Raw genomic sequence first — 26,992 nt, 5'->3', positions numbered from 1 at the left:
ATTCAGATGAAGATGAAACCATACGAACATCCGGAGGCCTTGTACCCATACCGTGAGTGGAGCCTGGGTGAGGATGCTTACGAGGATGAGAATAATCAAAGAAGTGAAAGTGTGTTCGCCCTGGGCAATGGATATATTGGGATGCGGGGTAATTTCGAGGAGGGGTATCATGGAACTGCGGGAACTTCGGTTACCGGCAATTACCTGAATGGATTCTTCGATTCGGAACCGATTACGTATCCCGAAGGGGCTTACGGGTATCCGTCACGCAACCAGGCGATGCTGAATGTGACAGACGCCAAGATTATCGAGCTCAGCATAGAAGGACATTCCTTTCATTTAAATACAGGCAAGATTCACTGTTATACCAGGCAGTTGGATATGAAGAGCGGCATCCTGCTCCGGCAGGTGGAATGGGAATCACCTGCGGGGCACCGCGTGCTGCTGAATATCCGGCGGATGGTGGCCCTGCGGCATAAACATTTGGCTGCTGTGGATTATGAAGTAACCGCGCTCAATTTCGACGGAACCGTAACGTTTACTTCGGTCATGGACGGCGTAATCGCCCGGCCGGAGGCAACCGATGATCCCCGCCTTGGTGCGGGGAGTGCGGAGCCGAGCCTGCTACCGGAAGGTGCTGAGCATGGAGATTCCTTGATCTGGATGAAGCAGCGGACGCGGCATACCGGCTTTGCTCTACTAACGACGATGAGCCATACCCTGCATGCGTTATCCGGTTATGAAGTGACGGAGAAAGTAGAAGGTGAGCGGATCTCCGCTGTCTTTGAAGTTCCGGTGCTGCGCGGAGAGACGGTTACACTAAGTAAATATATTTCTTATCATACCTCCAAGGATTATCCCGAGGATGAGCTGATGAGCCGGAGTGCAGAGGTGCTTCGCATGGCGGAGCAGACCGGCTTTGAAGGGCTTGCCCACGAGCAACGGGAATATCTGGATGCCTTCTGGAGCCGGACGGATGTGGAGATTAATGGAGACCCTGCGCTGCAGCAAGGAATCCGCTTCAATGCTTTTCAATTGCTGCAATCGGTCGGCCGTGACGGCGTAACGAATATCGGCGCCAAGGGTCTTACCGGAGAAGGGTATGAAGGGCATTACTTCTGGGATACGGAAATGTATATGCTGCCTTTCTTCACTTACACCCAGCCGGAGATTAGCAGGGCGCTGCTGGAATTCCGATACGCTACGCTGGGTAAAGCGAGAGATCGGGCAGCGGTCATGTCGCAAAAGGGAGCGTTATATCCTTGGCGCACGATTGACGGGGAAGAGAACTCTGCCTATTTCCCGGCGGGTACAGCTCAGGCCCATATCAATGCAGATATCGCCTATGGCCTGAAGCAATACGTACAAGCTACGGGGGACTATGAGTTTCTCGCTGCCAAAGGTGCGGAAATTCTGTTCGAGACGTCCCGGTTCTGGGTGGATATGGGACACTTTAACCCTGCGCGTGGCGGTGCCTTCTGCATTGATGCCGTGACAGGACCGGATGAGTATACAGCTATCGTTAACAATAATACGTATACCAATCTAATGGTGCAGGATCAATTGATCTTTGCGTGTGAAACCGTGGAACTGCTGCGGCAGAAATATCCGGAGCATTATGCCCGGTTGCAGGAAAGTATCGGTCTGACCCAGGAAGAAGAAGCGGTGTGGCTAAGGGCCGCGCAGACCATGTTCATTCCTTTTGACAAGGAGTTGGGAATCTACGCCCAGGATGATACCTTCCTGACGAAGAAGAAATGGGACTTCGACAATACACCGGCGGATAAATATCCACTGCTGCTGAATTACCATCCGCTGGTGATTTATCGTCATCAGGTGCTCAAGCAGGCAGATCTGGTGATGGTGATGTTCCTGTTGAGTGATAAGTTCAGCCTTGCGGATAAAATCAGAAATTATAATTATTACGAGCCTCTTACCACCCATGACTCCTCTTTATCGCCGTGTATTCACAGTATAATGTCAGCGGAGATTGGAGATTTGGCTGGCGCCTACTCTTACTTTGACCGTACGGTCCGGATGGATCTGGATGATATTAACCGCAATGCCAAGGATGGCCTTCATACGGCAGCAATGTCCGGCTCATGGATGTCGATTGTGAATGGATTCGGGGGAATGAGGCTGGCAGATGGTGTGCTGTGCTTCAATCCGGCGCTTCCGGAACAGTGGGAGAGCTATCGCTTTAAGATTATGAACCGGGGTCAATTGGTGGATATCTTTGTGAGTAAGGATGAAGTGGAGTATACACTGCTTGAGGGTGATGGGCTTACGATCCGGCACAAGGGGCATGAATTGCTGCTGCCACCACGGAAACCGGTAAAGGTATCTCTGGCGAGAAAGCTGGAAGCGGTCATCTTTGATCTGGATGGAGTAATTACCGATTCCGCAGAGTACCACTTCCTGGCATGGAAGGAGCTGTCCGATGAGCTGGGACTGCCGTTTGACCGGGAAAAGAATGAACGGCTGAAGGGTGTCAGCCGGATGGAATCCCTGGAGATCATTCTGGAAGGAAGCGAATTACAACTCACGGAGCAGGATAAGCTGGCCCTTGCTACCAAGAAGAATGAGAATTACAAGATAATGATCGAACGGATTACACCTGCAGATCTGCTCCCGGGCATTGAGAGCCTTCTAATGGGCCTGCAGGAGCGCGGCATCGCAGTAGGTCTGGCATCGGCCAGTCATAATGCCCCGTTGATTCTGGATAGACTGGAAGCTGCTCACTGGTTCCAGGCAGTTGCAGATCCCGGAGACATCTGCAAGGGCAAACCGGATCCGCAGATCTTCCTTAAAGCTGCGGAAATGCTGGATGTAGAACCTCGGAACTGCATTGGTATTGAAGATGCTGCTGCCGGAATTTCCGCGATTCAAGCGGCTGGTATGCTTGCCGTAGGCATTGGAATTGCTGAGCAGCTTGGAGCAGCCGATCTGCTGCTGCCATCCACTTCGGAGCTTAGTGTAGAACTTCTGCTGGAACAGTTCATGAAATAAAGTCTTTTCAACAAAATCCCCCGTTCTTGTTTCCGTTATGGAAGCAAAAGCGGGGGATTTCTTTTAGAGAAAACCGGCATCCGAAACAATTTGGCGCAAGTGGTGTTTCATATCACTCAGATAATCTTTAAATAGCTCTTCCTCTAAATTAGGCTGTTCCGCCTTTGCGGAGAGAGACGGGAAGAATATGCTCCATGAGCACTTTGCGTCCTTCCACTTGTTCGATGACCAGCTCGACCGCAAGCTTGGCCATGGCCTCTATAGGCTGAACGATTGTGGTGATTGCGGGATGCACCAGGCCGCAGACGTAGGTTCCGTCATATCCTACAATCGCAATATCTTCAGGTATTCTATAACCCCGGATCTGACAGGCTTTAACTGCATAGGCAGCAATGAGATCACTCCCAGCTACAATGCCGTCGACTTTCGGGTATCTTTCGAACAGTTGATCCAATAACAGCTCGTATTCCTGAAAGTCAAAGCCGTTGATATCCGTATGCAGCGAGGTATGCTCGATTCCCCGCTCTTTGGAAGCATCCAGGAATGCCTCATGTCTTGCCCGGGATAATACATTCAGATGAGGATGCCCGCCAATAAAAGCAAGATTCTGGCGGCCGTTATCCATCAAATGAGTGGCAGCCAGCATTCCCCCGTGATAGTTATCGGAACAAATATACGGAATCGTCTCCGAAATCTTCCGATCCAAGGTAACCACGGGCAGGTGGATATTCTGGTAGGCTTCCACCTCAAGCGTATGACTGCCCATGATTATGCCATCTACTCTGCTAGACCGCAGCATATCAATATATTCGCTCTCCTTGCTTTGGTCCAGCTGGGAATTGCAGAGCAGCAGCTTATAGCCGCTCCGGTAAGCGTAATCCTCAATATGACCGGCGAGCTGACCGAAAAAAGGATGGGAGACATGGGGGATGATAAGCCCGATAATGTTCGACTTGGAGCGGCTGAGTGAACGGGCCAGCTCATTCGGACGATAATTCAGAGACTCCATGGCTCCAAATACCTTTTGCTTCAGCTCTTCGCTGAGATATCCTCTGTTATTCAGTACTCTGGACACGGTCGTGACGGAAACGCCGGCCTCCCGTGCCACATCTTTGATCGTCGGCATCGTGTTGCTCTCCCTATCTATACTCCGGTAAGTAGCTTTTCCTCCCCGGTAAATTCGTCTGTGTAATAAACGGTGAACTGACGTGTAGCCAGATCCGCGCGCAGGGTTGCCCGCAGCTTCCCTTGATTCCAGGTTAATTCTATCGTGGAGGCCGCTCCAGTGTCTACCACAGTGAGCTCTCCGTCAAATACAGGATACGAATTGCGGAATTCCATCAATTGGAACAAGCGGCGGAGTACCGGACGTCCCAAGTTCTCCTCGACCTCTTCTTTGGAATAGTAGTGGCGGTTAATATTTCTGCCGACTTTGGTTTCCTCCAGAAGCTCAAGATCATTTTTGCCGGCGAGCAGACCTACATAATAGACCTGGGGAATGCCCGGGGTGAAGAATTGAATCGCGCGGGCCAGCACATAAGCATCATCATCATCGCCAAGCGCGGAGTAATAGGTGCAATTCAACTGATAGATATCCAGGTTGTTGTACGCCAGGGTGTTGTAGACTCTTTTGACATTGGCCCCTTGGGTGAATAAGTTGTTTTTGGTATCCTCGATTTCCTCCGGTGATAAGAGATCAGCCACATCCACAATGCCGATTCCGTCGTGGGTATCCAGAGTCGTGAATTGCTTACGCGGGCAGATGCGAAGCCAGTGCTCCAGACGATGCGATGACCCGCTGTATAATGCGTGAAGGACAAGCATAGGCAGGGCGAAATCGTATACCCAATACCCTTGTTCCGCCAGTTTCATTTGAATGCTGTAATGCTCATGAATCTCCGGCAGCAGTTCCACACCATGCGGCTCCAGAATGTCCTTGACCTCATCAAGCATCTCCCACGTATCCGGCTCAATGAAGAAACAGCTGGTTCCGGCCTTTTTCGTGGCATAGGCGAATGCATCCAGACGGATGATAGACGCTCCATGCTGTGAAAGACCTTCCAGATGATGTCTCACGAATTGTTTGGCTGTTTCTGTATATAAATTGAGGTCGACCTGCTCCTCATCAAAAGTGCACCAGATCTTCTCGCTGCTTCCATCGGCAAAGGTTACATCAATATAAGGAGCACGGGGCTTGCGTTTATAGATAGCATCGACTTCCTCAGGGGTAGGCTCGCCGCCCGGCCAGAAATCCTTATACCGGATGAACAGGTCGGCATATTCCGATTGATCTTTGTGCTGCTGGAAATCGGCGAAATAATGGGAGCTGCGGGAAATATGGTTAATCATGAAGTCGTACATCAAATAGAACTGGTTGCCAATCTGGGCAATATCCTCCCATGAGCCGAATGCAGGATCTACTGTGTCGTAAGTGAGTGGGGCAAAACCGCGGTCCGCGGAAGATGGATAGAACGGCAGGATGTGTACGCCGCCAATAGCACTGGTGAAATGCTTATTCAGCAGCTCTGCTGTTTCCTGTAAATTGCGGCCCATACTGTCCGCATACGTAATTAGCATGACTTTATTGGGAATGGTCAACTTGATACGCCCCTGTCTGATAGGAAATGAAAAGCATGATAAAGCTTACAAATCCATTATAGATAAGCTGAAAAGCATATGTCAACCGGTTAGCATATAGGATTCAAAAAGATTTTTTACCTCCCTCTCCTGTTATGGGCTGACGGCAATTATTATTCTGCTAGTTGCCCTGAAATTAATTGCCGGGAACAGTATTCGAGCTTGCTGTGAAATGGATTTCATAGACTACAGTAGAAGAGAGATACCAATCGATCTGCTATAAAGGGGAGTTTATGATGAAACGTTTACTGGACTGCACGGCGTCGGATTTCGCAAACATGAAAGCCACCGAGCTTAAGCAGGCAATCAAAGCCTCGGAAGGACGCGTACTCATTGCCGAGGTAATCACGAATGTAATGCCGCTGTACCCAAGCGTGACCAATGCAGAGGTTGTGGCTGCCTTTGGAGCCGATATGATTCTGCTGAATTTCATCGATGTCAATGCCCCTGCCATTGCCGGGTTACCCTCACAAGAACCTTCCGAGGTCATCCGTATGCTAAAAAAACTGGTTGGCCGACCGGTCGGCCTGAACCTAGAGCCAGTGGATCCGCAGGCGCATCCTGCAGAGGCTCTGGATCTCTTGCCCCCGGGAAGAAGGGCATCTGCCGATACCATTCGGAAAGCCCGCGATCTCGGTTTTGACTTCATCTCCTGATTGGTAACCCCAAAACAGGGGTTACCAATCAGGAGATCCGCCAGGCGATCAGATCAGCTCGTGAAGCCATAGGCCAGGAAATGCTGATTATCGCCGGCAAAATGCATGGCGCTGGTGTGGCGGGAGAAGCAGGGAGCGACATCGTGAATGTAGATGAAATACGCAGCTTTGTTCGGGCCGGCGCCGATATTGTGCTGCTTCCTTCCCCCGGAACGGTTCCGGGTATTACGGTTGAGGCCTCCCGCCAGATGGTGCAGGCCGTGCAGCGGGAAGGTGCACTTGCTTTGCTCGCCACGGGAACGAGCCAGGAGGGTGCGGATGAAGGAACGATCCGGCAGATCGCCCTTAACGGGAAAATGGCCGGGGCCGATTTATTCCATATAGGCGACGGCGGCTATACGGGAATCGCTGTACCCGAAAACATCATGGCATATTCTATTGTGATCCGCGGGAGAAGGCATACGTATATCCGCATGGCTTCATCAGTGCTGAGATAAAAATGAAATAAGATAATACGTGATAACGGCTTCCCTATATCTACGGGAAGCCGTTTTTTATTGAAGATACAAGGTGGAGCAACGAAGGTGAAGCTTGAAACTTTAGGAGTGCCTTCAGATAACTAAAAATTCTAAGCTTTTCAATGGACAAAAGAGGAAAGAGAAGCAGGAACAACGAATTAGTATATTGTCGAATTTTCCCGTTTTATAAGTAAAATAGTGACCTTGAGCATAGATGAATGGGAGTGTACTTATGTGTGATGAGAGATTTCATCTCAAGCTTTTGTTGAAACTAGGGCTTGGGATAATCATCGGTATCTTATTCCTTGCAGCGAGTACTCCGGCAGTAACTAGCGCAATGTATGAGCAGCCGGAACAGAATGTACTGATACTTAATTCATATCATAAAGGCTTCGACTGGACTGACGATCAGAATGAAGGAATCGAGGCTCAGCTCCGGAATGCCAATAATATTCCAACGATCTACACCGAATATATGGACTGGAAACGGTACCCTAACATTGATAATTTGAACCGCTTTTATGAAATGATCAAATCCAAGTATAGAAACGTACATATCGACGTCATCATCGTAACCGATGATAGTGCGCTCAATTTCGCCATCAGCCACCGTAAGGAGATTCTGAACGATGCACCGATTGTATTCAGCGGGGTGAACCAGGTTGGCGTGAACAACGTGAAATCACTAGACCGTATTACAGGTGTCGTTGAGGAGATCAACCCGGTTGAAACGATAAGGATGGCACTTGAAGTGAATCCGTCTCTGAAGAATGTATATGTCGTTTTTGACAACTCCGAAAGCGGACTATCCACAGGTAAAATGGTCATCGATAAGATTCTATCCATGAACCTGGGCTTGCAATTGTATCCGATGAATCGTCTTTCGAGTGCAGAAATTTTCACTAAAGCAGCAGAATTGACCTCTGACAGCATTATTCTCATGACCACGTACTACAGCGATTCTACAGGGCAAATCACGGAATTTGACCGGTTTTCCAGCCAGCTCAGCCAGAGCAGCAGCGTTCCCGTCTATCATATCTACGATTTCGGTTTGAACCATGGGGCCTTTGGCGGAAGCATGATTAGCGGAACAATCCAGGGCCAAGAAGCGGCAAACATGGCCATCCAGGTACTGCAGGGCTGGAATTTCGACTATATCCCGATTCTATCCAAGAATACGGTCCGCAATGTGTTCGATTATAATGAACTTCAACGTTTTGATATATCACTTAAAAAGCTGCCTGAAGGCAGCGAGATCATCAACAAGCCCTTCTCTTTCTATGAGACTTATAAAAGTCTGGTTATCAGCATTATCGCAGCTTTTGTTATACTGATTACCTTTATCGCCATTCTGCTCTTCTATGTAGGTTTGGTCCGGCGGATGCGCAAGAATCTGGAGAGAAGCAACGAGCGGTTCGGTTTGGCAACTTACGGCTCCGACGCCGTCATCTGGGATGTGGATATGTCGACGATGATCTATTACTTTTCGGACAGCTGGTATGAACTGCTTGGCTACGAGAAGGATGAGATCGACGAAACTCATGGCGGGTGGAGGAATATCCTGCATCCGGAGGATGCCGAGGAGGAGAAAGAGCAGCGCAAGCTTCATTTGGAGGGGCGTTCGGCCTATTATTACAGCGAATACCGTATGCTTGCGAAGTCGGGTGACTATAAGTGGTTTCAGGCCAGAGGTAAAGTGCTGCGGAGTCCGACTGGGGAATTTATCCGTTTTGCGGGTTCTATGACTGATGTGACCGACCGTAAGGGCGTAGAAAATAAGCTGCAAATGAGCTATCAGGAGCTAGAGTCGACTTATGAGGAGCTCACCGCTCTGCAGGATGAGCTTGTTGAACAGTATAACAAGGTAGTAGAGAACCAGAAGCTGCTGCAGATCAGCGAAGAGAAATACCGACTGCTTGCTTATAACGATGCGCTCAGCGGACTTCCGAACCGATTGTCCCTCACCGAGGAGTTAGGCACCTTTATTGAACAGCACTCCGGCAGCCATGCTGCACTCTTCTTCCTCGATATCGATAACTTCAAATATATAAACGATACGATGGGACACTCCTTTGGGGATCAATTACTTGTGAAAGTCGGGGAGCGCCTGCTTGGGCCAGCGGATGGAAGAAGTAAGCATTTCCGTTTCGGCGGAGATGAGTTTGTTATTTTGCTAAAAGATATTGCCGGTCCCGGAGAAGCGATTGTATATGCAGACGCGTTGGTTCAGGAATTCAAAGAGCCGTTCCTGCTGGGTGACAGCGTGGTACACATCTCAACAAGCATCGGGATCGCCACCTATCCGGAGAGCGGAGTGAGTGCTGAGGAGCTGCTGAAGAATGCTGATATCGCCATGTACAAAGCGAAGGAAGCGGGAAAAGGCATCTATGTGCTCTACGGCCAGGCGATGCAGCAGCATTTTGACGAGCGTATGATTATCGAGAAGCACTTAAGAAATGTAATCACCAATAATGAGCTTTCCCTGCATTATCAGCCGCTTGTTGAATTGGGAACAGGTAGCGTCTGGGGGTTTGAGGCGTTATTGCGCTGGAACAGCCCGGTACTGGGATTTGTATCTCCGCTATCTTTTATCAAAATCGCCGAGGATTGCCGCTTAATCATACCGATCGGGGAATGGGTACTGCGGACGGCAAGCACATTCATTGTGGATCTTCAGAACAAAGGGTATGAGGGCTATCACGTCTCCGTGAATATTTCTGTTATTCAATTAATGCTTGATGATTTCACAGATATGGTGGAGTCGGTGCTGCAGGAGACAGGACTTAGACCTGAATTGTTGGAGCTGGAGATCACCGAGTCCATTTTCATGGAATCCTTTGAAGCGATCAGTGCGAAACTGGAGTTTCTGCGGGCCAAAGGTATTAGCATTGCACTGGATGATTTCGGGACGGGATATTCTTCACTTAGTTACTTGAAGCAGCTTCCGATTAACACCCTGAAGATCGATAAATCCTTCATTGACAGTATTGATACACCAAGTAATATGGCTCTGGCCAGCTCCATTGTAACTATCGGTCATGATATGGGACTGAATGTGACGGCAGAAGGGGTAGAGACGGTAGAACAGCTTGCCTTCCTGGAACGGACAAATTGTGATAAAATCCAGGGCTACTATTTCAGCAAACCTATTCCGGAAGGTCAAGTGGAGGCCTGGATTATGAATCGGTAAGATAACTGATAGATACGCATAGATTTCGTGAATTCTATCCTTTATAACTATTAAAATTAGGAACTATTACAACTGGTAAAGATGCCCATGCCATACTATAATAATATAAATAAAAGTTTATTAAGAAGGGATGGCGTAGATGTTAAGAAAACTACTGGCAAGCAGCACAATCCTAATGTTAGTTTTATTCCTGGTAAGTGGTTCTGTATTTGCTTCACCGACTGCGAATCTGACGAAAGATCAGCAGGAAGCGTTGAAAGTTATTGAAAAAGCTAACCAGGAAATCGACAAAAAGATTGAAAAAGCGGTTAAAAAAGCCGATGAGCTGCAGGCAGATTATCTGAGGGATGTACGGATCATTGAACAGGGCAAGGATGCTGTGAAACTCAGTGAGAAGCTGGATAAGCTGAAAGCGAAGCTGCAAGCGGAGAACGACCCCGCGAAGAAGGACAAGCTCGTTAAAGAAATCGCTGAAGCTCAGTTGAAGCTGGATAAAGCCAATGCAGACGTAACTGCGGAAGTGGCAGATATCAACAGTGACATCAATGAACTGCTGGCAACCTTGATCACAGCCGACAATAAAGATGCTGCCAAAATCCAGAAGAATATCGACAAGTTGAACGCCAAAGTATCGAGTAAAGCCGCTGAACTTGCGGAACGGACGGAGAAATACACCAGAGAGCTGAATCAACTGATCACCAAGCTGAACGATGAAACCTTGGAAATCTCCAATAAAGCCATCAAAAAAGCAGCCGAACTCGGTGTCATCGCGGAGAACTCATGGAAACTAGTGAAAATCGCTGACCAGTGGGTTTGGATTGATCCGCTAGTTGTAGGCTGGTAAGAGAGGAAGATTACATATGAGGGGCCTGAAGATTGGAAAAGGCGGGGACAGCATCGAAAATGAACAGCAAGGAGCTTCCGACTTTTCACTCCTAGCAAAAGGGGACGGCTCGGAAGTGATCTTTCAAAAAATCCAACATGGTAAAATGTTTTATGTTCACCCTGCTGAAGAATCTGAAACAATGGAGTTCTTCTACATAATTGAAGGAAAATGCAGTTATAAAAAAGATGAAGAAAATATCATTTTAGATCAAGGCGATTATTTTTACGTGCAGCATTTGCAGGATTCAGTATTTTTTAGTGCAATGACTGATATGAAACTATTGTGGTATACCACTAAACCAGCCTTTCACTACCTTAGCCACAGAATAGCGAAGTTGTCCAATATTGTTAAACAAGTGGAAGGAAAGGACAATTATACGTATCAACATAGTGTCCGTGTACAAGAGTTTTCATTTAAAATAGCGAGAATGCTCAAACTCACAAAAGACCGTTTAGAGGATTTATATTTTGCGACTTTGTTTCATGATATAGGGAAAATCAATATCCCTGAAGAAATTTTAAATAAGCCAGGAAGCTTAACAAAAGAGGAATTTGATATCATTAAGCGTCATTCTTATGACGGTTACATTATGGTTAAAGACCTTTACTATACGAATATTAGCCAGATTATCCTTCAACATCATGAGAGACTGGACGGTTCTGGATATCCCAACGGTCTTAAGGAAGATGATATTCTGCTTGAAGCCAGAATTATTGGGATTGCTGATACCTTTGATGCAATGACTTCTGACCGCCCTTACCGGAAAGGTCTTGATCCGACCATTGCTATGGCAGAGTTAAAGAGATTGTCGGGGATTCATTATGATAGTGAACTTGTTAATCTTTTTGAAAAAGCACTGATTGTGGACGGTGTTTTAAAATAATTAATGTAACGAAACGGGGCTGCTCCATAAGCTATGAAATAGCTACATGGGACGGACCCTGTTTTTGATTCCGATTGGGTTCCAATATAAGGTATGATGATCTTGTAACGATAAAATGCAAGATGTGTCTACATGAAGATTTGGATATGGATGATTGCACGCGTATGCTTTGAGGTTTATGCTGTCACTGCATCTTTGTAAGCACTTTCATCGGAGGCGATTGACTTGAAGATTCGGAAATCTTGGTTAGCTGCTCTATTATCATTCGTCATGGTCGTCACCATGCTAATTCCTGTGGGTGTGAGCCATGCTAGTTCGACTCCGACGACCTTGTCCCCCGGTGATATCGGAATTGTGGGAATCAATGCCAAAGATCCTTACCCGGCACAACGTTGGGCATTTGTTATTCTAAGGGATATTGGCAGTGGTACGATTGTACACTTTACGGATGCCAGCATTTATGCTACTGGAAATTTTAGCGCCGATTTGACTTCGGAGGGGCATATGACGTGGACGGTGCCGACTGACCTGACAGCAGGCAAGTTGTTCATCGTCACCAACAATCCAAGCAGCAACGCCGCTATCGTGGATGCATCGGGGACAAGCTACACCGGTGTCAACGGATCTCTCGGGGGATCCATATCAGGATTCTCCGGTAACGGCGATCAAATCTTTGTCCATCAGGGCACACGTAGCTCAACGTCCGGCGCTACGTTCATCTATGCATTCAACAATGCGAATGGCAGTGAGTATATTACGAACGGAAGTTGGATCACAACCGGTAATATTGCAGTAGATCGGTTATCGTACGCGCCTTCTGCAACGCCAATACGAGCCATGAACGCATTTACATCGAACATTTCTGGAACGCCTCAGGGTGTCTATGGGTGCAGAGATTTGGAGTACAAAGGACCAAAAGTGGGCAGTCAATCGGTACTGTTAGCAGCGATGGGGGACCCCAACAATTGGTCAGCCGATCACGTCAAGCCCTACAATGATTTCGCCTCGATCGGGAATTTTACGGTCACGCCAGACATGGCCACTTATTATTCGGTGACCTATGACGGGAATGGTAGCACAGGTGGAACTGTGCCTGTCGATGGGCTCTCTTACGGTAGCGTCGATACCGTCAATGTTCTCGGCAATACGGGCAATCTCGTTAATACAGGTAACACATTCCTGGGTTGGAATACGACAGCAGATGGAACAGGTACAGACTACAGAGCTGGCGACACGTTCGTGATGGGGACCGCCAATGTAACGCTCTACGCCAAGTGGACTACGTCTGCGATTTACAAAGTTACCTACAATGCAAACGGAAGCACAGGCGGGACTGCACCATCGGATACCAATAACTATGTGGCGGGGTCAAGTGTGACCGTGCTGGGTAATACGGGGAATCTGACGATGACCAATTATACGTTTGCGGGCTGGAATACAGCGTCGGATGGAACGGGTGCGGATTACGAGCCGACGAACCAACTCGTGATCGGCTCGTCCAATGTAACTCTGTATGCGAAGTGGGCGATGAGCCCTAGATATACGATCAGCTACAACGGAAATGGCAGTACGGGCGGAACGGTGCCTTTCGACAACAATACGTATACCGCCTCTACGAAAGTAACGGTTCTTGGCAATACGGGCAATTTGATTAGAGCGGGCTATACCTTCCAAGGCTGGAATTCGACACCGAATGAATTCAGCTCAAATTACCAACCATCAAGCCAGTACACCATGACTGCCAACAATGCTACGCTATATGCTAAGTGGAAACCGGACAGTACCGAGCGATTGGTTGTTCAATCCGGCTTCGAGTCGAATGTAACAGCGGTCACCAACGATCAGGGTAGGACATCTACATTTGCAGGATCAGATCAGCCTTTATCGACATTCAGTTGGGATAATCTAAATGGAGACCTTAATTACGGCAATTATTACAGGGATCCTTCGCTATCGACGTATTCCATCGTTCCTGATCCGCTAGATCCGAATAACAAGGTAGCAAAGTTTACGGTTGTCAATTATGGAGCCGATTCGGCCAGCACGACATTGAACGGCAGAGCTCAAGGGTCTTTCTCTATGGGGAAGCAAGTAGGCAGAAATGAAATTTATAATACACTTCATGTTAAATATCGCCAATATTTTTCACCGGATTACGAGGCGCTTAAGGATATTACGCCGGAGAATTCGGACGGCTTGGCGAAATGGACGGATCTCTTCGAGATTTGGACGCCTCCATCTCCAGACAGCATAGCGAGCCAGCTTGACCATGTTAACGCAGCTGGGGCGTTCCGCATCAACTTTGAATTTGAGCCCAACTATGACAAGAGTCTGAATGGCGGGTTCACGTGGCACCTAAGAGGGGAAGACATGGATTTCAAGAATTCAGACGGGTACAGGCAATGGCTTACTAGCAACTCATCGGTCCCTGTGCCTTTCGGAAAATGGGCGGAATGGGACATCTATGTGGTCAAGGGCGCTGATCCGAAGGTGGATAGTACGAGCTCGGCAAGGGTCATTGTGAAAATGAAGGTGGAGGGAGAACAAGAATGGGTGACCCTCTTTAACGAGACCAACGAACGAACCCAACACTCTTGGATTTCCAATGAAGGTTATTATCAAGCGGGGATCTTTAAAAATTATCTCGGACCAGGTACGGTCAAGTTTTTGAAAGATATGGGGAAGCAGGATATATCGCTTTATTTTGACGATCTCAGCTTTTGGGTAGATACGGCTGTGCCGCCGCCGCAGCATGAAGTGCTGGCAACTGTTATTGTCGATAATGCGGATTCCGGATCGAACGTAACGAAGTCGGGAAGCTGGACAGCAAGCTCCGCTTCGAACCTTCGATACGGTCCGGATTATTGGTTCATCTATCCGAGCCCTGGCGGAAGTTACGTGAAATTCCAGCCGGATTTGCCGAGCGCAGGAACTTATAGGATACGTATGAAGAACGCTCCAGACTTGAATCGTGCCGACAATGCGCAGGTAGATATTGTGAATGCGAACGGTACGACGACAGTCCATGCGAATCAGAAGTACAACGCGACGATAGAACTCGGGGAATATACGTTTAAGAAGGGAACCGAAGGAAGTGTTACCGTTCGTAACGATAACGCTAATGGACGCATTGTAGCGGACGCTATAGAGTTCCAATTAATTACGCCGATTGCGCCGTCTTCTATTACGGCTCCGGAAAAGATTAATGTAACAAAAGCTATACCAAGTGCGCTTACGGGAGTTAGCTTTACAGGCAGTGGTTCGAATATGGCAACATCTTTAATGAGCGTGGCAAACGGTACGCTGTCTACAGTGTCCGGAAATGGCATTACGGTTTCGGGTTCTGGTACGAGTGCATTGACTTTGACAGGGACGATAGCGAATCTGAATACATTCCTTGCTGCCAATAATGTCTTGTATACGGCCGTGAACTGGTCTCAGAATGTGGACATGTCGATAGCGCTCAATGATGGAATCAGCCCCAACGTCAGCACGGACGTAACCATTTGCGTAAGGCCTGAAGTGCCAATAGTTACCGGAGTAACGGAGGGAGCAACCTATAGCGCGGCGGTTACGCCGGGCTGGACGGACCCGGCGGGCACGAGTAGCGAGGCCAGCTTGTCTAAGGATGGAGGTGCGTCACAGCCGTTCACGAAAGGCACAGCCCTCTCGGCGAACGGCGTGTATGCGCTGCAAGTCACAAACACGAGCGAGGCCAACGGCTTGACGGCAACGACAACGCTGCACTTTACGATCAACACGACAGCGCCTGCATCGCCAATAGTTACCGGCGTAACAGAAGGGGCAACCTATAACTCGGCGGTTACGCCGGGCTGGACGGACCCGGCGGGCACGAGTAGCGAGGCCAGCTTGTCTAAGGATGGAGGTGCGTCACAGCCGTTCACGAAAGGTACAGCCCTCTCGGCGAACGGCGTGTATGCGCTGCAAGTCACAAACACGAGGACGGCCAACGGCTTGACGGCAACGACAACGCTGCACTTTACGATCAACACGACAGCGCCTGCATCGCCAATAGTTACCGGCGTAACGGAAGGAGCAACCTATAGCGCGGCGGTTACGCCGGGCTGGACGGACCCGGCGGGCACGAGTAGCGAGGCCAGCTTGTCTAAGGATGGAGGTGCGTCACAGCCGTTCACGAAAGGTACAGCCCTCTCGGCGAACGGCGTGTATGCGCTGCAAGTCACAAACACGAGGACGGCCAACGGCTTGACGGCAACGACAACGCTGCACTTTACGATCAACACGACAGCGCCTGCATCGCCAATAGTTACCGGCGTAACGGAAGGAGCAACCTATAGCGCGGCGGTTACGCCGGGCTGGACGGACCCGGCGGGCACGAGTAGCGAGGCCAGCTTGTCTAAGGATGGAGGTGCGTCACAGCCGTTCACGAAAGGTACAGCCCTCTCGGCGAACGGCGTGTATGCGCTGCAAGTCACAAACACGAGGACGGCCAACGGCTTGACGGCAACGACAACGCTGCACTTTACGATCAACACGACAGCGCCTGCATCGCCAATAGTTACCGGCGTAACGGAAGGAGCAACCTATAGCGCGGCGGTTACGCCGGGCTGGACGGACCCGGCGGGCACGAGTAGCGAGGCCAGCTTGTCTAAGGATGGAGGTGCGTCACAGCCGTTCACGAAAGGTACAGCCCTCTCGGCGAACGGCGTGTATGCGCTGCAAGTCACAAACACGAGGACGGCCAACGGCTTGACGGCAACGACAACGCTGCACTTTACGATCAACACGACAGCGCCTGCATCGCCAATAGTTACCGGCGTAACGGAAGGAGCAACCTATAGCGCGGCGGTTACGCCGGGCTGGACGGACCCGGCGGGCACGAGTAGCGAGGCCAGCTTGTCTAAGGATGGAGGTGCGTCACAGCCGTTCACGAAAGGTACAGCCCTCTCGGCGAACGGCGTGTATGCGCTGCAAGTCACAAGCACGAGGACGGCCAACGGCTTGACGGCAACGACAACGCTGCACTTTACGATCCGCATTTCAGTGGCAGTGCCTGACGGCGGCAGTGGGTTCATTTCAACGCAGAAATCATTATCAACACCGCTTCCGAATCAGGTAGATGTGGATGACAGTGCAATCAAACTGTCGCAAGGCAAAAATCAAAATGAAGACACTGCGGTTATTGTTTCAGTAGCCAATGACCAAAAGTTTATCGACTCGTTCATCGCTCTAAAAGAAAAGCTGGTGAAGAATCCGACATCTCTGCCGCCGATTGTGAATGTGTACGTGGACTCAGTGAAACCCGGCCAATCTGTAGTGGTAGACATCTCTGCGAATAACATCAAGAATGCGATCGATGAAGTTCCGAATGCTAAGCTGGACATTAAAACGAACAACATAAGCTATGAGCTGCCCTTGCAGCTCTTCGATACGAGTGTGATAGCTAAACAACTGGGAACAACAGGTCAAAACTTGACATTTAATGTTTCAATTGAACCTCTGACAGGCAAAGACCGCGAGGCTGTCAATATCAGCGCATCCAAGGCGAAGCTTAACCCGGTTACCAGCTCGATCAGGTTCTCCGTGACAGCAGAAGAAGGCGGTAAGAAAATGCAGGTTGTTCATAACGGCAATGCGAACGCCAACGCTTCGCTTACGATTCAACAGACGATTAGCGGGAACCAGGCGACGGTCTTCGGGTACAACCCAACAACCGGCGAATTTGATTTCGTACCGGCTGCATTCAAATCGGAGAATACTAGCACCGTGGTCACTTTTAAAGCAGACGGCAATAATACGTACACGATTATGACAGCTGTTCCGAAAGTATTTGCCGATCTGGGCGCGAACGGTCAGACCGAGCACTGGGCCAAGACGGACATCGATCTGCTATCATCCAAGCACATCGTCAACGGTGTAACAGATAACGCCTTTGCACCTGATGCCAACACTTCCCGAGCGGAGTTTACGACCTTGCTTGTCAGATCGCTTGGCCTTTCGACGCAAACGGGTCCGTCGAACTTCAAGGATGTATCGGCAACCGATTGGTACGCAGCCGCAGCCAATGCCGCAGTAAGCGCGAATCTGATGGAGGGCTTCGCCGATCAGACTTTCCGTCCGAACGAGCAAATTACACGTGAACAAATGGCGGTCATGCTGCTTCGTGCAATTGAAGCTAGCGGACGGTATATCTCGCTAGGCAACCAAACGAAGGAACAAATCCTGGCACAATTCAAGGACAGTGGTACGGTCAGTACATGGTCAAATGACGCAATGGCGAAACTCGTAACCTCTGGACTGCTCAGAGGCACCGACGATGTCAATCTATCACCCGGCGAGAATGCGACTCGCGCTCAAGCGACCGTTCTTTTGAAACGTTTCCTCCAATACGTCAATTACCTCGACTAAGTAAAGAGTAAGGTGATGTTCCAAAAACAGGTATTTTCATCAAGGTTGATATGAAGTGCTATATAATAATTCCTCAAAGTGAGTATGGTAATGGTGGTGGGGCTGTATCCTGGTTCTCCAAAGAGCGCATTGCCCAGATATTTCATCTTCCTTCCAAGCTATAGATATTTTTAATGAAGATGAGGTTAGCCAGATTAAGCTGGCTAACCTCATCTTACGAATCATGTGGTTCTAGCTCTCGTGAGACTGCGTATGAGACATGTCTTTTTGCTCTGCGTAGGGTGGCTGGTCGCCATTTATTTTACACGCAGAGTCAAGGGCGTCTCTTTTTTTTGCGTTTAATGGAACTTAAATTGGGAAAGTACGGAAAATAATAGAGATTATATATGGTAATTTATACCTTTTAAAGATATAATATCGAAAAGCATATTCATTTCTCAATGCTGTCCAGTTTTGCATACTGCCGTTAGAAAGGTTGAAACATGAATCAATTCATTACACTATTGAAAAACAAAACTTACAGCCGTCTGTTGTTTGCGTCTTTTGTTTCAGAAATGGGAACGATGATTGGAGTCACAGCCTTTATTGTTTATTTACTTAGAAGCTTCGCGGATCGACCGTTTTTAACAACCTTGTCTGAGCTGATGTCCACACTTCCAATACTGCTTGTCTTTGCTTTTGTGGGCGTTATTACCGACCGGTTTAATCGTCAAAAGCTCGCGGTGTACAGCCTTTTTTTCAGCGCTGGTGTATCGGTGCTCTTAATGATTGCGGTGCTTACGAAATCCCTGCCGTTCATTTTTGCCTGCCTGTTTATCCGAACCTCTGTACATTTCTTTTTCAATCCTGCCCAGGCTTCGCTGGTTCAAGGGGTATTGTCGAAAAAGGATTATGTTGTGGCTTCGGGGCTCAATCAGATGCTGAAGAGCTCGCTTGATTTATTCGGTAAATCGCTGGGAGTGTTTATGTTCTGGTCTCTGGGAATTACAGGCGCCATTCTCATCGATACGGTCTCTTTTCTGCTTGCCGGTCTGCTCATTCATTCCTGCAAATTCGACCGTAATTTGTTGCTACCGAACGGAGAATCAGGATGGAGTAAGCTGCAATTGTCTTCGATTTCAAGAGACTACAAAGAGGGCTTGACGTATGCGCTCGGGCACAAGGTGATCCGTATTCTATTATCCGGATGTCTGGTGTTTGGTGTATTAAATGCTTTTTTTGCCCTCCTGCCAATATTTCTGTTGAAATATAAGTTAGCGCCAGCTAATTATGAAACTATAGTTATGTATGAGGGTTTTGCTGTCGGCTTAGGCATTATTCTTGGAAGCTACGTTGTAGCTATAGCAGCGAAGAAGCTTAAACCGTTCCAAATGATAATTCTCGGATTATTTACAACTGGAGCATCAACTGTGCTGATCGCCTTCTCCCATCAAGTAACCACGTTCCTCGTATGCATGTTTGCTATTGCTTTCTTCTTGCCGTTAATCAATGTGGGAATTGGCGGATGGTTACCAGCACTCGTCGAACCGCAGAAAATGGGCCGAGTTGGCGGTCTTATGACGCCACTGATCATTATGTCCCAGGTTCTAAGCTTACTCATTCTCTATCTGATCTTTCCGGCCAAGGTATCGGTGAGCTCCCTCTTTCTCTTTCTAGGCCTTATGCTGATTGGGTTCTCTATCCTCTATAGTTATTTATTCCCGAGGGCAATGAAGCCGCTTCAAGAATCAAAGCCGCCACTTGCTGAAGTAACCGTTAACTAAGTGGTGGAAGGGAAAAAGACCATCCTTAGGATGGCCTCGGATAACGCTTCGTTACTAGATCAATCATATATTTATACGAGAAACGGATATTGTCCTTCAAAGGGGCAATATCCGTTTCTTTTTATTTTTAGCGCATTATTTCAGCAGCTTCCTCGCCAGCTTGACCTTGTTCCCGTATGGAGGGTAGACAACGCCAGGATCAATGCGGGAGCTGCGTTTGACGATGCTTTTGCGGTGGGAAAAGAGGTTGAAGCTGTCCTTGCCGTGATAGGCGCCGATGCCGGAGGGGCCGACGCCGCCGAATGGCAGGTTCGGATTCGCCACATGGGAGATGGTGTCGTTGATGCAGCCTCCCCCGAAGGAGACACGGTTTAGTACCTCCTGCTCGACGCTCTTATCCTCGGTGAACAAGTAGAGTGCTAGTGGCTTGGGACGATCGTTGATCATCCGGATCGCTTCGTCAAGGTGTTCGTATTCCATCACGGGCAGAATCGGGCCGAAGATTTCATCCTCCATCGAGGCATCCTCCCAGGCTGCGGGAAAGAGCAAGGTGGGTTCGATATATAAATCTTCCTTCTCCACGGTTCCGCCCATAATAAGCTTCTCCCGGTCGCGCTCCAGAATTCCGGCCAGCCGGTCAAGCTGACGCCCATTCACAATGCGCCCATAATCGGGGCTACTCTGCGGATCGATTCCATAGAACGCGGAGATATAATGCTTCATTCGGATCAGAAGCTCGCCGGCAATGCTCTTGTGGACCAGCACATAGTCGGGTGCGATGCAGGTCTGGCCGGCATTGATCAGCTTGCCCCAGACGATCCGTTTGGCGGCGATATCGAGATTAGCACTCGGGTCAACGATGACAGGACTTTTTCCGCCAAGCTCCAGTGTGACGGGAGTGAGGTTCTTCGCTGCCGCTTCCATGACAATTCTGCCGACCGGTACACTGCCGGTGAAGAAAATATAATCGAATTTGGCGTGAATGAGCAGAGAAGTTATCTCCTTCTCCCCCTCGACTACGCGGATGTACGACTTGTCGAAAGTCTCGCCGATCATCTCAGCGATCAGTGCAGAAATATGCGGTGTACTTTCGGATGGCTTAAGCACGGCACCATTGCCTGCGGTCATAGCGCCAATCAGCGGTTCAATCAGGAGCTGGAACGGATAGTTAAACGGCCCAATGATCAGCACGGTTCCGTAAGGCTCGCTGATGGTATAACTTCTGGACGGGAACAAATGAAGCGGTGTTCGCACCTTTTGGGGCTTCATCCATGACTTCAGCTTCTTGGTCATCGATCCGATGCTGTCCAGCACAAAGCCGACTTCATTCGAATAAGCTTCGAACTCACTCTTACGCAGGTCTTTATTCAGCGCGGTGAGAATGCGGCTCTCATAACGCTGGATCACTTTCTTCAGCTTCTGTAGCTGTTCGATGCGGAAAGAAGCTTCCCTGGTAATTCCGCTGTCAAAAAATTGTCTATGCTCCCGCAGCATATCCTCAATATCACGGGCTGTCAGTGGGACCATGTCGGGTCCTCCTTTACGAGTGTTTGCGCTGGTTTATTCCGGCAGGCGGTAGACGGCGAACGGCTCGCCGTACCGGAAGGACAGGCTGACTTCATCCAGCTTGCCCAGTGTGTCCTGATCAAGCTGGATAGAGGTGCTGGCCAGATTCTCTTGGAGTTGCTCGACCTTTGTGGCACCGACGATCACGGTGGATACTGCCGGCCGGTCCATAAGCCAGGCTAAAGACAAGGCAGTTGGGGTGTGTCCCAGCTCTGCAGCGATTTGTGCGACGGTTTCTCCCAGTTGAATCCGGCTGTCCGTAAGGAAACGGTTGAAGTTAGGATCAGTATCGGCTCTGGATCCGGAAGGTACGGCCCCGCCTGTATTGTATTTTCCAGTGAGAATACCGCCTGCCAGCGGGAAGTATGAAATCATGCCTACCCTTTGATCCAGGCAGAGCGGAAGAAGTTCATTCTCCGGTGTGCGATCAGCAAGGGAGTAGCTGCACTGCAACGACACATAGTGGATCAAGCCCTTAGCTTCGCTGATGCCAAGCGCCTTCATAAGCTCCCAAGCCATATAGTTGGAGGCTCCGATATAGCGGACTTTTCCCGAGGAGACCATGTCGTCCAGAGCCCGCAAGGTTTCATCAAGCGGTGTGTGTGGATCGAAAGTATGTATCTGGTAGAGATCCACGTAATCTGTTTTTAGGCGGGTAAGACTGCCTTCGAGCTCCTTCATGAGATGATGACGGGAGGAGCCGCTACCGTTTGGCCCCGGATGCCTGACCAGTCCCGCTTTTGTAGCCAGGACTGCCTCGTGCCGTCTGCCTTCGAGGGCAAGTCCGATGATTCTTTCCGATTCGCTGCCGGCATAAATATTGGCTGTATCAATGAAGCTGATGCCTTGATCCAAAGCGGCATGTACAATCTGAATAGATGTAGGCTCGTCAGCGCGTTTGCCGAAGGCATTGGTGCCGAGACCCAAAGCGGATACCTGAAGTCCGCTGCTTCCTAATCTGTTAGTGTTCAAGAGAACCACTCCTGCTCCATTAGACATGGTAAATACGTTGTGATATATAGAGTATAATCATTTTTATGCAGGATGAAAGCTTGAAGAGGAGGGTTATTATGTTTGTCCGTACGAAAGACCAGTCGGCATACGATAATTACAGGCTGCTGATCGGGAGTGTTGTGCCGAGACCTATCGCCTTTGTCACTTCGCTAAATGAAGAGAGAGTCGTTAATGCCGCGCCGTTCAGTTTCTTCAACATCGTGAATAATGATCCGCCGATGATCATGATTTCCTGTGGAAAGTTGCCAAACGGGGAGATGAAGGATACTTCCCGCAATATTGTACGGGGCAAGGAGTTTGTAGTACATATTGTGGGCGAGGACAATGTGGCGAAGGTCAACCACACTTCGATTAATGCGCCTAGCGGAGTCAGCGAAATTGAGCTAGCAGGGCTGACAACCGTCCCAGGTCAAGCAGTACAAGTCCCCCGGGTAAAAGAATGCCAGATCGCCATGGAGTGCAGGCTTGTTCAGCATTTGGACCTTGGTAATTTCGATATGCTCATTGGGGAGATCGTCAGCTTCTATGTTGAGGATGAACTTTACGAGAACGGAAGGATTAATGTCAGTAAGCTGAAGCCGGTCAGCCGTCTGGCGGGGGCGTCCTATGGCACGATCGGACCAACCTTTGACTTGGAGCGGCCCCGGTATGAGGCCGAAACTTGAAGGCGTTGAGGGTATAAATAGAACTGAAAATGTTGACCCCACTTGAACAATATTCATGGAGGAACAGCAATTTAGGCTCACAAGCCAGCAGTGACAAGATAGCAATGACAAGAAACTAAGAAGCAAGATGATATCCTGTGAACAAGACATATCGGATGAGCATGACGATATCTTGAGTGTAAGACTATATCTTGAGTGCAAGACTATATCTAAAGAGCAAGACTATATAAGGCAAGCCGATGCGACAAACGCGGCTTGTCTTTTTAATATGCAGGTCGTGATGTCCTCAGCAAACCTTCAGCTTTCATTTAAGTCTCAGTTAAGCTACGCCGCCTATACTTGCCTTAACCAATAAAGTCCCTATAGGAACAAGAAAGGCGGATTCATCCCTATGCCCCAAAAAATCTCATTCAAACGAAAACTGCTGATTACCGTGACGCTCTTCACTCTGCTCGTCGCTTTTGTCTTATACAAGCTCGCCGATCGTTATTTGATCGAACACGTTGAAGTCGTTGTTGCTGCCGAGGCGACGAACAGCACGGCAAACGCCAGTAGCACAGCAAATTCCAGAAGCACGACAAATTCCAGCAGTACAGAAAAAGCCAGTACCACGGTAAATTCCAGTGCCGCGACAAATTCCAGTGGAACAGCCTCTGGCACGTCGGAAACGAATTCGCCGGAAGCGATATCGGATTCGAGTACGGGTAGCGGGAGTTCATCCCAACCTGTATCGGACGACTGGAACTACAGCACGGATGATATGTCCATCTCTATCGATCAGGTTGTTACTGGCACCGGCAGCGACCAGATTACGTATTATGTCGCCGATGTCCAGGTTTCTGACGCATCCCTGATCCAGTCGGCGTTCGCGGATAATTCCTTCGGTACGAACATCACCGAAGATACTTCAGAGATTGCTGCTGATCACAATGCCATCTTCGCCATCAACGGAGATTATTACGGCTTCCGGAGCGACGGAGTAATCATCCGTAATGGTGTCCTCTACCGTAATGAACCTGCCCGCGAGGCTGTTGCCTTGTACAAGGACGGTACTATGGCCTCTTATGAGGAAGAGGAAGTATCCGCAGACACTCTGCTTGCGAACGGTGTCCTTCAAACGTTATCGTTCGGTCCGGCGCTTATCAAGAGTGGTGAAATGGTCCAGGATCTCGAGAACATCAAAATCGATACGAATTTCGGCAACCGCTCCATTTCCAATTCGAACCCCCGCACAGGCATTGGCATGATTTCGCCGAACCACTATGTGTTCGTCGTTGTCGACGGTCGGTCGGATGAAAGCCGTGGTATGACGCTGGACGAGTTCGCGCAGCTGTTCGCAGACCTCGGTGCCACTGAAGCATACAATCTGGATGGTGGCGGCTCGTCTACGATGGTTTTTAATGGTCGTGTTGTGAATAATCCGCAGGGCAAACAAGAGGAACGCGGCGTAAGCGACATCCTCTATTTAGGGGAGGAATAAGCCATGACCGTATTAATACCATCCTATGAGCCGGATCACCGCCTGATCGATCTTATCAAGAGCCTTCGGAATATCACGGAAGCGCCGATTATTGTCGTAGATGACGGGAGCGGGGAACGGTTCCGCAGCATCTTTGATTCTGTAAAAGCTGCCGGCTGTACCGTCCTGACCCACGTCGTTAACCGGGGCAAGGGCAGGGCGCTCAAGACAGGCTTTCAATATATATTAGAGAATGTTCCCGCTGCGGCTGTCGTCTGCGCCGACAGCGACGGTCAGCATTCGCCGAAAGACATCGTCGATGTGGGAAGGGTCAGCGAAGCTGCCGAAGCCCAGATGGTGCTGGGCAGCCGGTTGTTCACCGGCAAGGTGCCACTGCGCAGCCGGTTCGGCAACCGCCTCACCAGCAAGGTGTACAACGCCGCGACCGGCATCTCCATCGGGGATACGCAGACCGGCCTTCGCGGGTATCCGAGAAGCATGCTGAACTGGCTCTGCCAAGTGCCCGGTGAACGGTTCGAATACGAGATGAATCTGCTGCTCGAAGCACCAGCCCAAGGCTATGGCATCAAGGAGCTGCCAATTGATACGATCTACTTGAACGATAACGAATCATCCCATTTTCGTCCGGTTGCAGACTCCCTGAAGATATACCTCCCGATTCTAAAATTCAGCCTATCTTCACTCATCTCGGGCATTCTTGATTTCATTCTGCTCTTGCTGCTTCAGTCTGTAACCGGGAATCTGCTGTTGTCGGTGGTCGGCGCCAGAGCCGGAAGTTCGGCTGTGAATTACGCCATGAACCGGCGAATTGTCTTCGCCCGTCAGAAAGAGACTTCGTTCCGGACGTCGATCTTCCGTTATTATGCGCTTGCTACTTTAATCATCGGGCTAAATTACGGATGTTTGTCGTTGCTGCACACGTTTTTAGGTGTTCCTTTGATTCCTGCGAAGATCGCTACCGAATGCCTGTTGTTTCTATTTAGTTATTGGGCCCAGCGAAGATTTGTCTATTAGCATTCAAGAGATGAAACTTAGGGTATAACCCAAAAAAGGACGCTCCCAAGCTACAGCATGTGAGAGCGTCCTTGTTCAATGATAAGAATTTATAGGTTCCATTTATATTTCTACGAGAAAGGGATGCCGTCCCTGTAAGAACGGCGCAGCCGTTTCTTCTTGATCAATTTCGCGGCCTGTGCGGGGTCCGCTCCTGCTGGAACGCTTGCAACGTAGTAGTTATGGTTGTTGGCCTGTTCTACCTCTTCCAGGATCCGGTTCAGATGAGAGAAGACGGCTCCAAGATCACGAATGGCAGTTAAGGAGCATTGTCCCTGAAGCCCGGAGAAGCTATTCATTTGCAGCTCACGCGCGCTGTTCAATTGATCTGTAAGTGAATGACGCAGCTCATCTTCCGATAATGCCATGGTGCCGTAGATAGCTATACAATCCGCGGTTGTCTCCATCACTTCAATCATCCAGTCGGCAGCGGGGTAATGCGATGGCAGAAGCTGTATCTCTTCGGCAATGCTTTTGATATAAGAATGGATTACCTTAAGATGTGCGGTAGAAGCCATCAGCTGCTGCAGCTCATGCCGGTATTTATAATGGGAAATGGTGAAATGCAGCTCTTTCTGCTCCTGTCCGCCGCGCTTTAGCCATTGTCCAGCCTGCTCCAGAGCGGCAGAAGCCTGCTTATATCCCCTTCCGCCGGTAGCAAGTCCGCTGAGTGCATCGGATAACAGCAGGGTGCTCTCATAGATCTTGCGTTTGGCCTTGACGAAGGCATTGGGCGGAACGATAATGATGTTGATTATGACAGCTATGGCTACACCAATAAAGGTCTCTGCCATACGCCAGATGACATAGCCGTCGTTATAAAAGGTAAGGGCTAAGATGGAAGTCACGCCGATCTGCGTAACTGCCTGGATGTTAATCCGGCAGGCTGTGGCGACTCCGATCCCAAGCAGCAGCATCAGCAGGATCGAAAGACCGCCGACATCGAAGAATCGGCCAATGATCAGACTGACAATTCCTCCGAGAATAATGCCCAGTAGACGGTAGACCCCTTTTTCGAGTGAAGCCTTCACCGTTCCCTGGGTAATCAGAACCGCAGCCAGCGGTGCAAAATATAAGTAACGGTCTCCATAAAGCGAATTCACTGCCATCCACGACAGGGAAGCAGCAAGCGTGACCCTTATCATGTAAAGTGATATGCCATATTTCTCAAGGCGGTCTTGTAACCCCTCGTTCATATCCTTCATCTCTTTTCGTAAAGTTAAGAAAAAACCGGTAATTTTCAGCCGTTTTCATTATAGCACCGGGTCATGAGCAGGGCGGC

Annotated in this window: 14 protein-coding genes and 1 pseudogene; 10 read left to right on the top strand and 5 right to left on the bottom strand. The window is 49.3% G+C overall.

Features of this window, described 5'->3' with window-relative positions; all coding sequences use genetic code 11:
- Window positions 1-6: 6 nt before the first annotated feature.
- A complete protein-coding gene (gene pgmB, locus ACAN55_RS07565; RefSeq protein ID WP_379130278.1) occupies window positions 7-3,009 on the top strand; it encodes a beta-phosphoglucomutase in 3,003 nt (1,000 codons plus the stop codon).
- A 148-nt stretch (window positions 3,010-3,157) separates the two neighbouring features.
- On the opposite strand, the gene ACAN55_RS07560 is transcribed toward pgmB, so the two are convergent.
- Both ACAN55_RS07560 and gtfA read right to left on the bottom strand, forming a co-directional pair.
- Window positions 3,158-4,135 carry a LacI family DNA-binding transcriptional regulator gene (locus ACAN55_RS07560; protein ID WP_379130274.1) on the bottom strand — a complete coding sequence of 326 codons (978 nt, stop codon included), beginning with the start codon at window positions 4,133-4,135 and terminating at the stop codon, window positions 3,158-3,160.
- 17 nt (window positions 4,136-4,152) lie between these two features.
- Window positions 4,153-5,607 carry a sucrose phosphorylase gene (gtfA, locus tag ACAN55_RS07555; RefSeq protein ID WP_379130272.1) on the bottom strand — a complete coding sequence of 485 codons (1,455 nt, stop codon included), beginning with the start codon at window positions 5,605-5,607 and terminating at the stop codon, window positions 4,153-4,155.
- Between the two features lie 275 nt (window positions 5,608-5,882).
- On the opposite strand from gtfA, the pseudogene ACAN55_RS07550 reads away from it, so the two are divergent.
- From ACAN55_RS07550 to ACAN55_RS07525, 6 genes and pseudogenes are all read left to right on the top strand, one after another.
- A pseudogene (locus ACAN55_RS07550) lies at window positions 5,883-6,799 on the top strand (DUF7916 family protein).
- Between the two features lie 283 nt (window positions 6,800-7,082).
- Window positions 7,083-10,010 carry an ABC transporter substrate binding protein gene (locus ACAN55_RS07545; RefSeq protein ID WP_379130270.1) on the top strand — a complete coding sequence of 976 codons (2,928 nt, stop codon included), beginning with the start codon at window positions 7,083-7,085 and terminating at the stop codon, window positions 10,008-10,010.
- Between the two features lie 139 nt (window positions 10,011-10,149).
- Window positions 10,150-10,854: a hypothetical protein gene (locus ACAN55_RS07540; protein ID WP_379130268.1), complete on the top strand. Its 705-nt coding sequence runs from the start codon at window positions 10,150-10,152 to the stop codon at window positions 10,852-10,854.
- 16 nt (window positions 10,855-10,870) lie between these two features.
- Window positions 10,871-11,779: an HD domain-containing phosphohydrolase gene (locus tag ACAN55_RS07535; protein ID WP_379130265.1), complete on the top strand. Its 909-nt coding sequence runs from the start codon at window positions 10,871-10,873 to the stop codon at window positions 11,777-11,779.
- Between the two features lie 225 nt (window positions 11,780-12,004).
- On the top strand, window positions 12,005-18,169 hold the full coding sequence (locus tag ACAN55_RS07530; protein WP_379130263.1) for an S-layer homology domain-containing protein: 6,165 nt from the start codon (window positions 12,005-12,007) through the stop codon (window positions 18,167-18,169).
- Between the two features lie 482 nt (window positions 18,170-18,651).
- Entirely contained in the window at window positions 18,652-19,932 is a 1,281-nt protein-coding gene (locus ACAN55_RS07525) for an MFS transporter (protein WP_379130260.1), read from the top strand.
- A 135-nt stretch (window positions 19,933-20,067) separates the two neighbouring features.
- On the opposite strand, the gene ACAN55_RS07520 is transcribed toward ACAN55_RS07525, so the two are convergent.
- Window positions 20,068-21,459, bottom strand: coding sequence for an aldehyde dehydrogenase (locus ACAN55_RS07520; RefSeq protein WP_379130258.1), 1,392 nt, complete (start codon window positions 21,457-21,459; stop codon window positions 20,068-20,070).
- A gap of 33 nt (window positions 21,460-21,492) precedes the next feature.
- Window positions 21,493-22,470: an aldo/keto reductase gene (locus tag ACAN55_RS07515; RefSeq protein WP_379130256.1), complete on the bottom strand. Its 978-nt coding sequence runs from the start codon at window positions 22,468-22,470 to the stop codon at window positions 21,493-21,495.
- A gap of 98 nt (window positions 22,471-22,568) precedes the next feature.
- Between ACAN55_RS07515 and ACAN55_RS07510 the strand changes: the two genes are divergently transcribed.
- The 3 genes from ACAN55_RS07510 (at window position 22,569) to ACAN55_RS07500 (ending at window position 25,671) form a co-directional block, all read left to right on the top strand.
- Entirely contained in the window at window positions 22,569-23,177 is a 609-nt protein-coding gene (locus ACAN55_RS07510; RefSeq protein WP_379130253.1) for a flavin reductase family protein, read from the top strand.
- Between the two features lie 391 nt (window positions 23,178-23,568).
- Window positions 23,569-24,657 carry a phosphodiester glycosidase family protein gene (locus tag ACAN55_RS07505; protein WP_379130251.1) on the top strand — a complete coding sequence of 363 codons (1,089 nt, stop codon included), beginning with the start codon at window positions 23,569-23,571 and terminating at the stop codon, window positions 24,655-24,657.
- A 3-nt stretch (window positions 24,658-24,660) separates the two neighbouring features.
- Window positions 24,661-25,671, top strand: coding sequence for a glycosyltransferase (locus ACAN55_RS07500; RefSeq protein WP_379130249.1), 1,011 nt, complete (start codon window positions 24,661-24,663; stop codon window positions 25,669-25,671).
- A 110-nt stretch (window positions 25,672-25,781) separates the two neighbouring features.
- Here the strand turns inward: ACAN55_RS07500 and ACAN55_RS07495 are convergent, their stop codons facing one another.
- Complete coding sequence (locus ACAN55_RS07495; RefSeq protein WP_379130247.1) at window positions 25,782-26,906, bottom strand: FUSC family protein; 1,125 nt, start codon at window positions 26,904-26,906, stop codon at window positions 25,782-25,784.
- Window positions 26,907-26,992 lie beyond the last annotated feature (86 nt).

The sequence above is a fragment of the Paenibacillus oryziterrae genome, assembly GCF_042610485.1.
Lineage (GTDB): Bacteria > Bacillota > Bacilli > Paenibacillales > Paenibacillaceae > Paenibacillus_AQ.
Note: the sequence above shows the minus strand (reverse complement) of the source record. Positions and strands in the feature narration are given on the sequence as shown.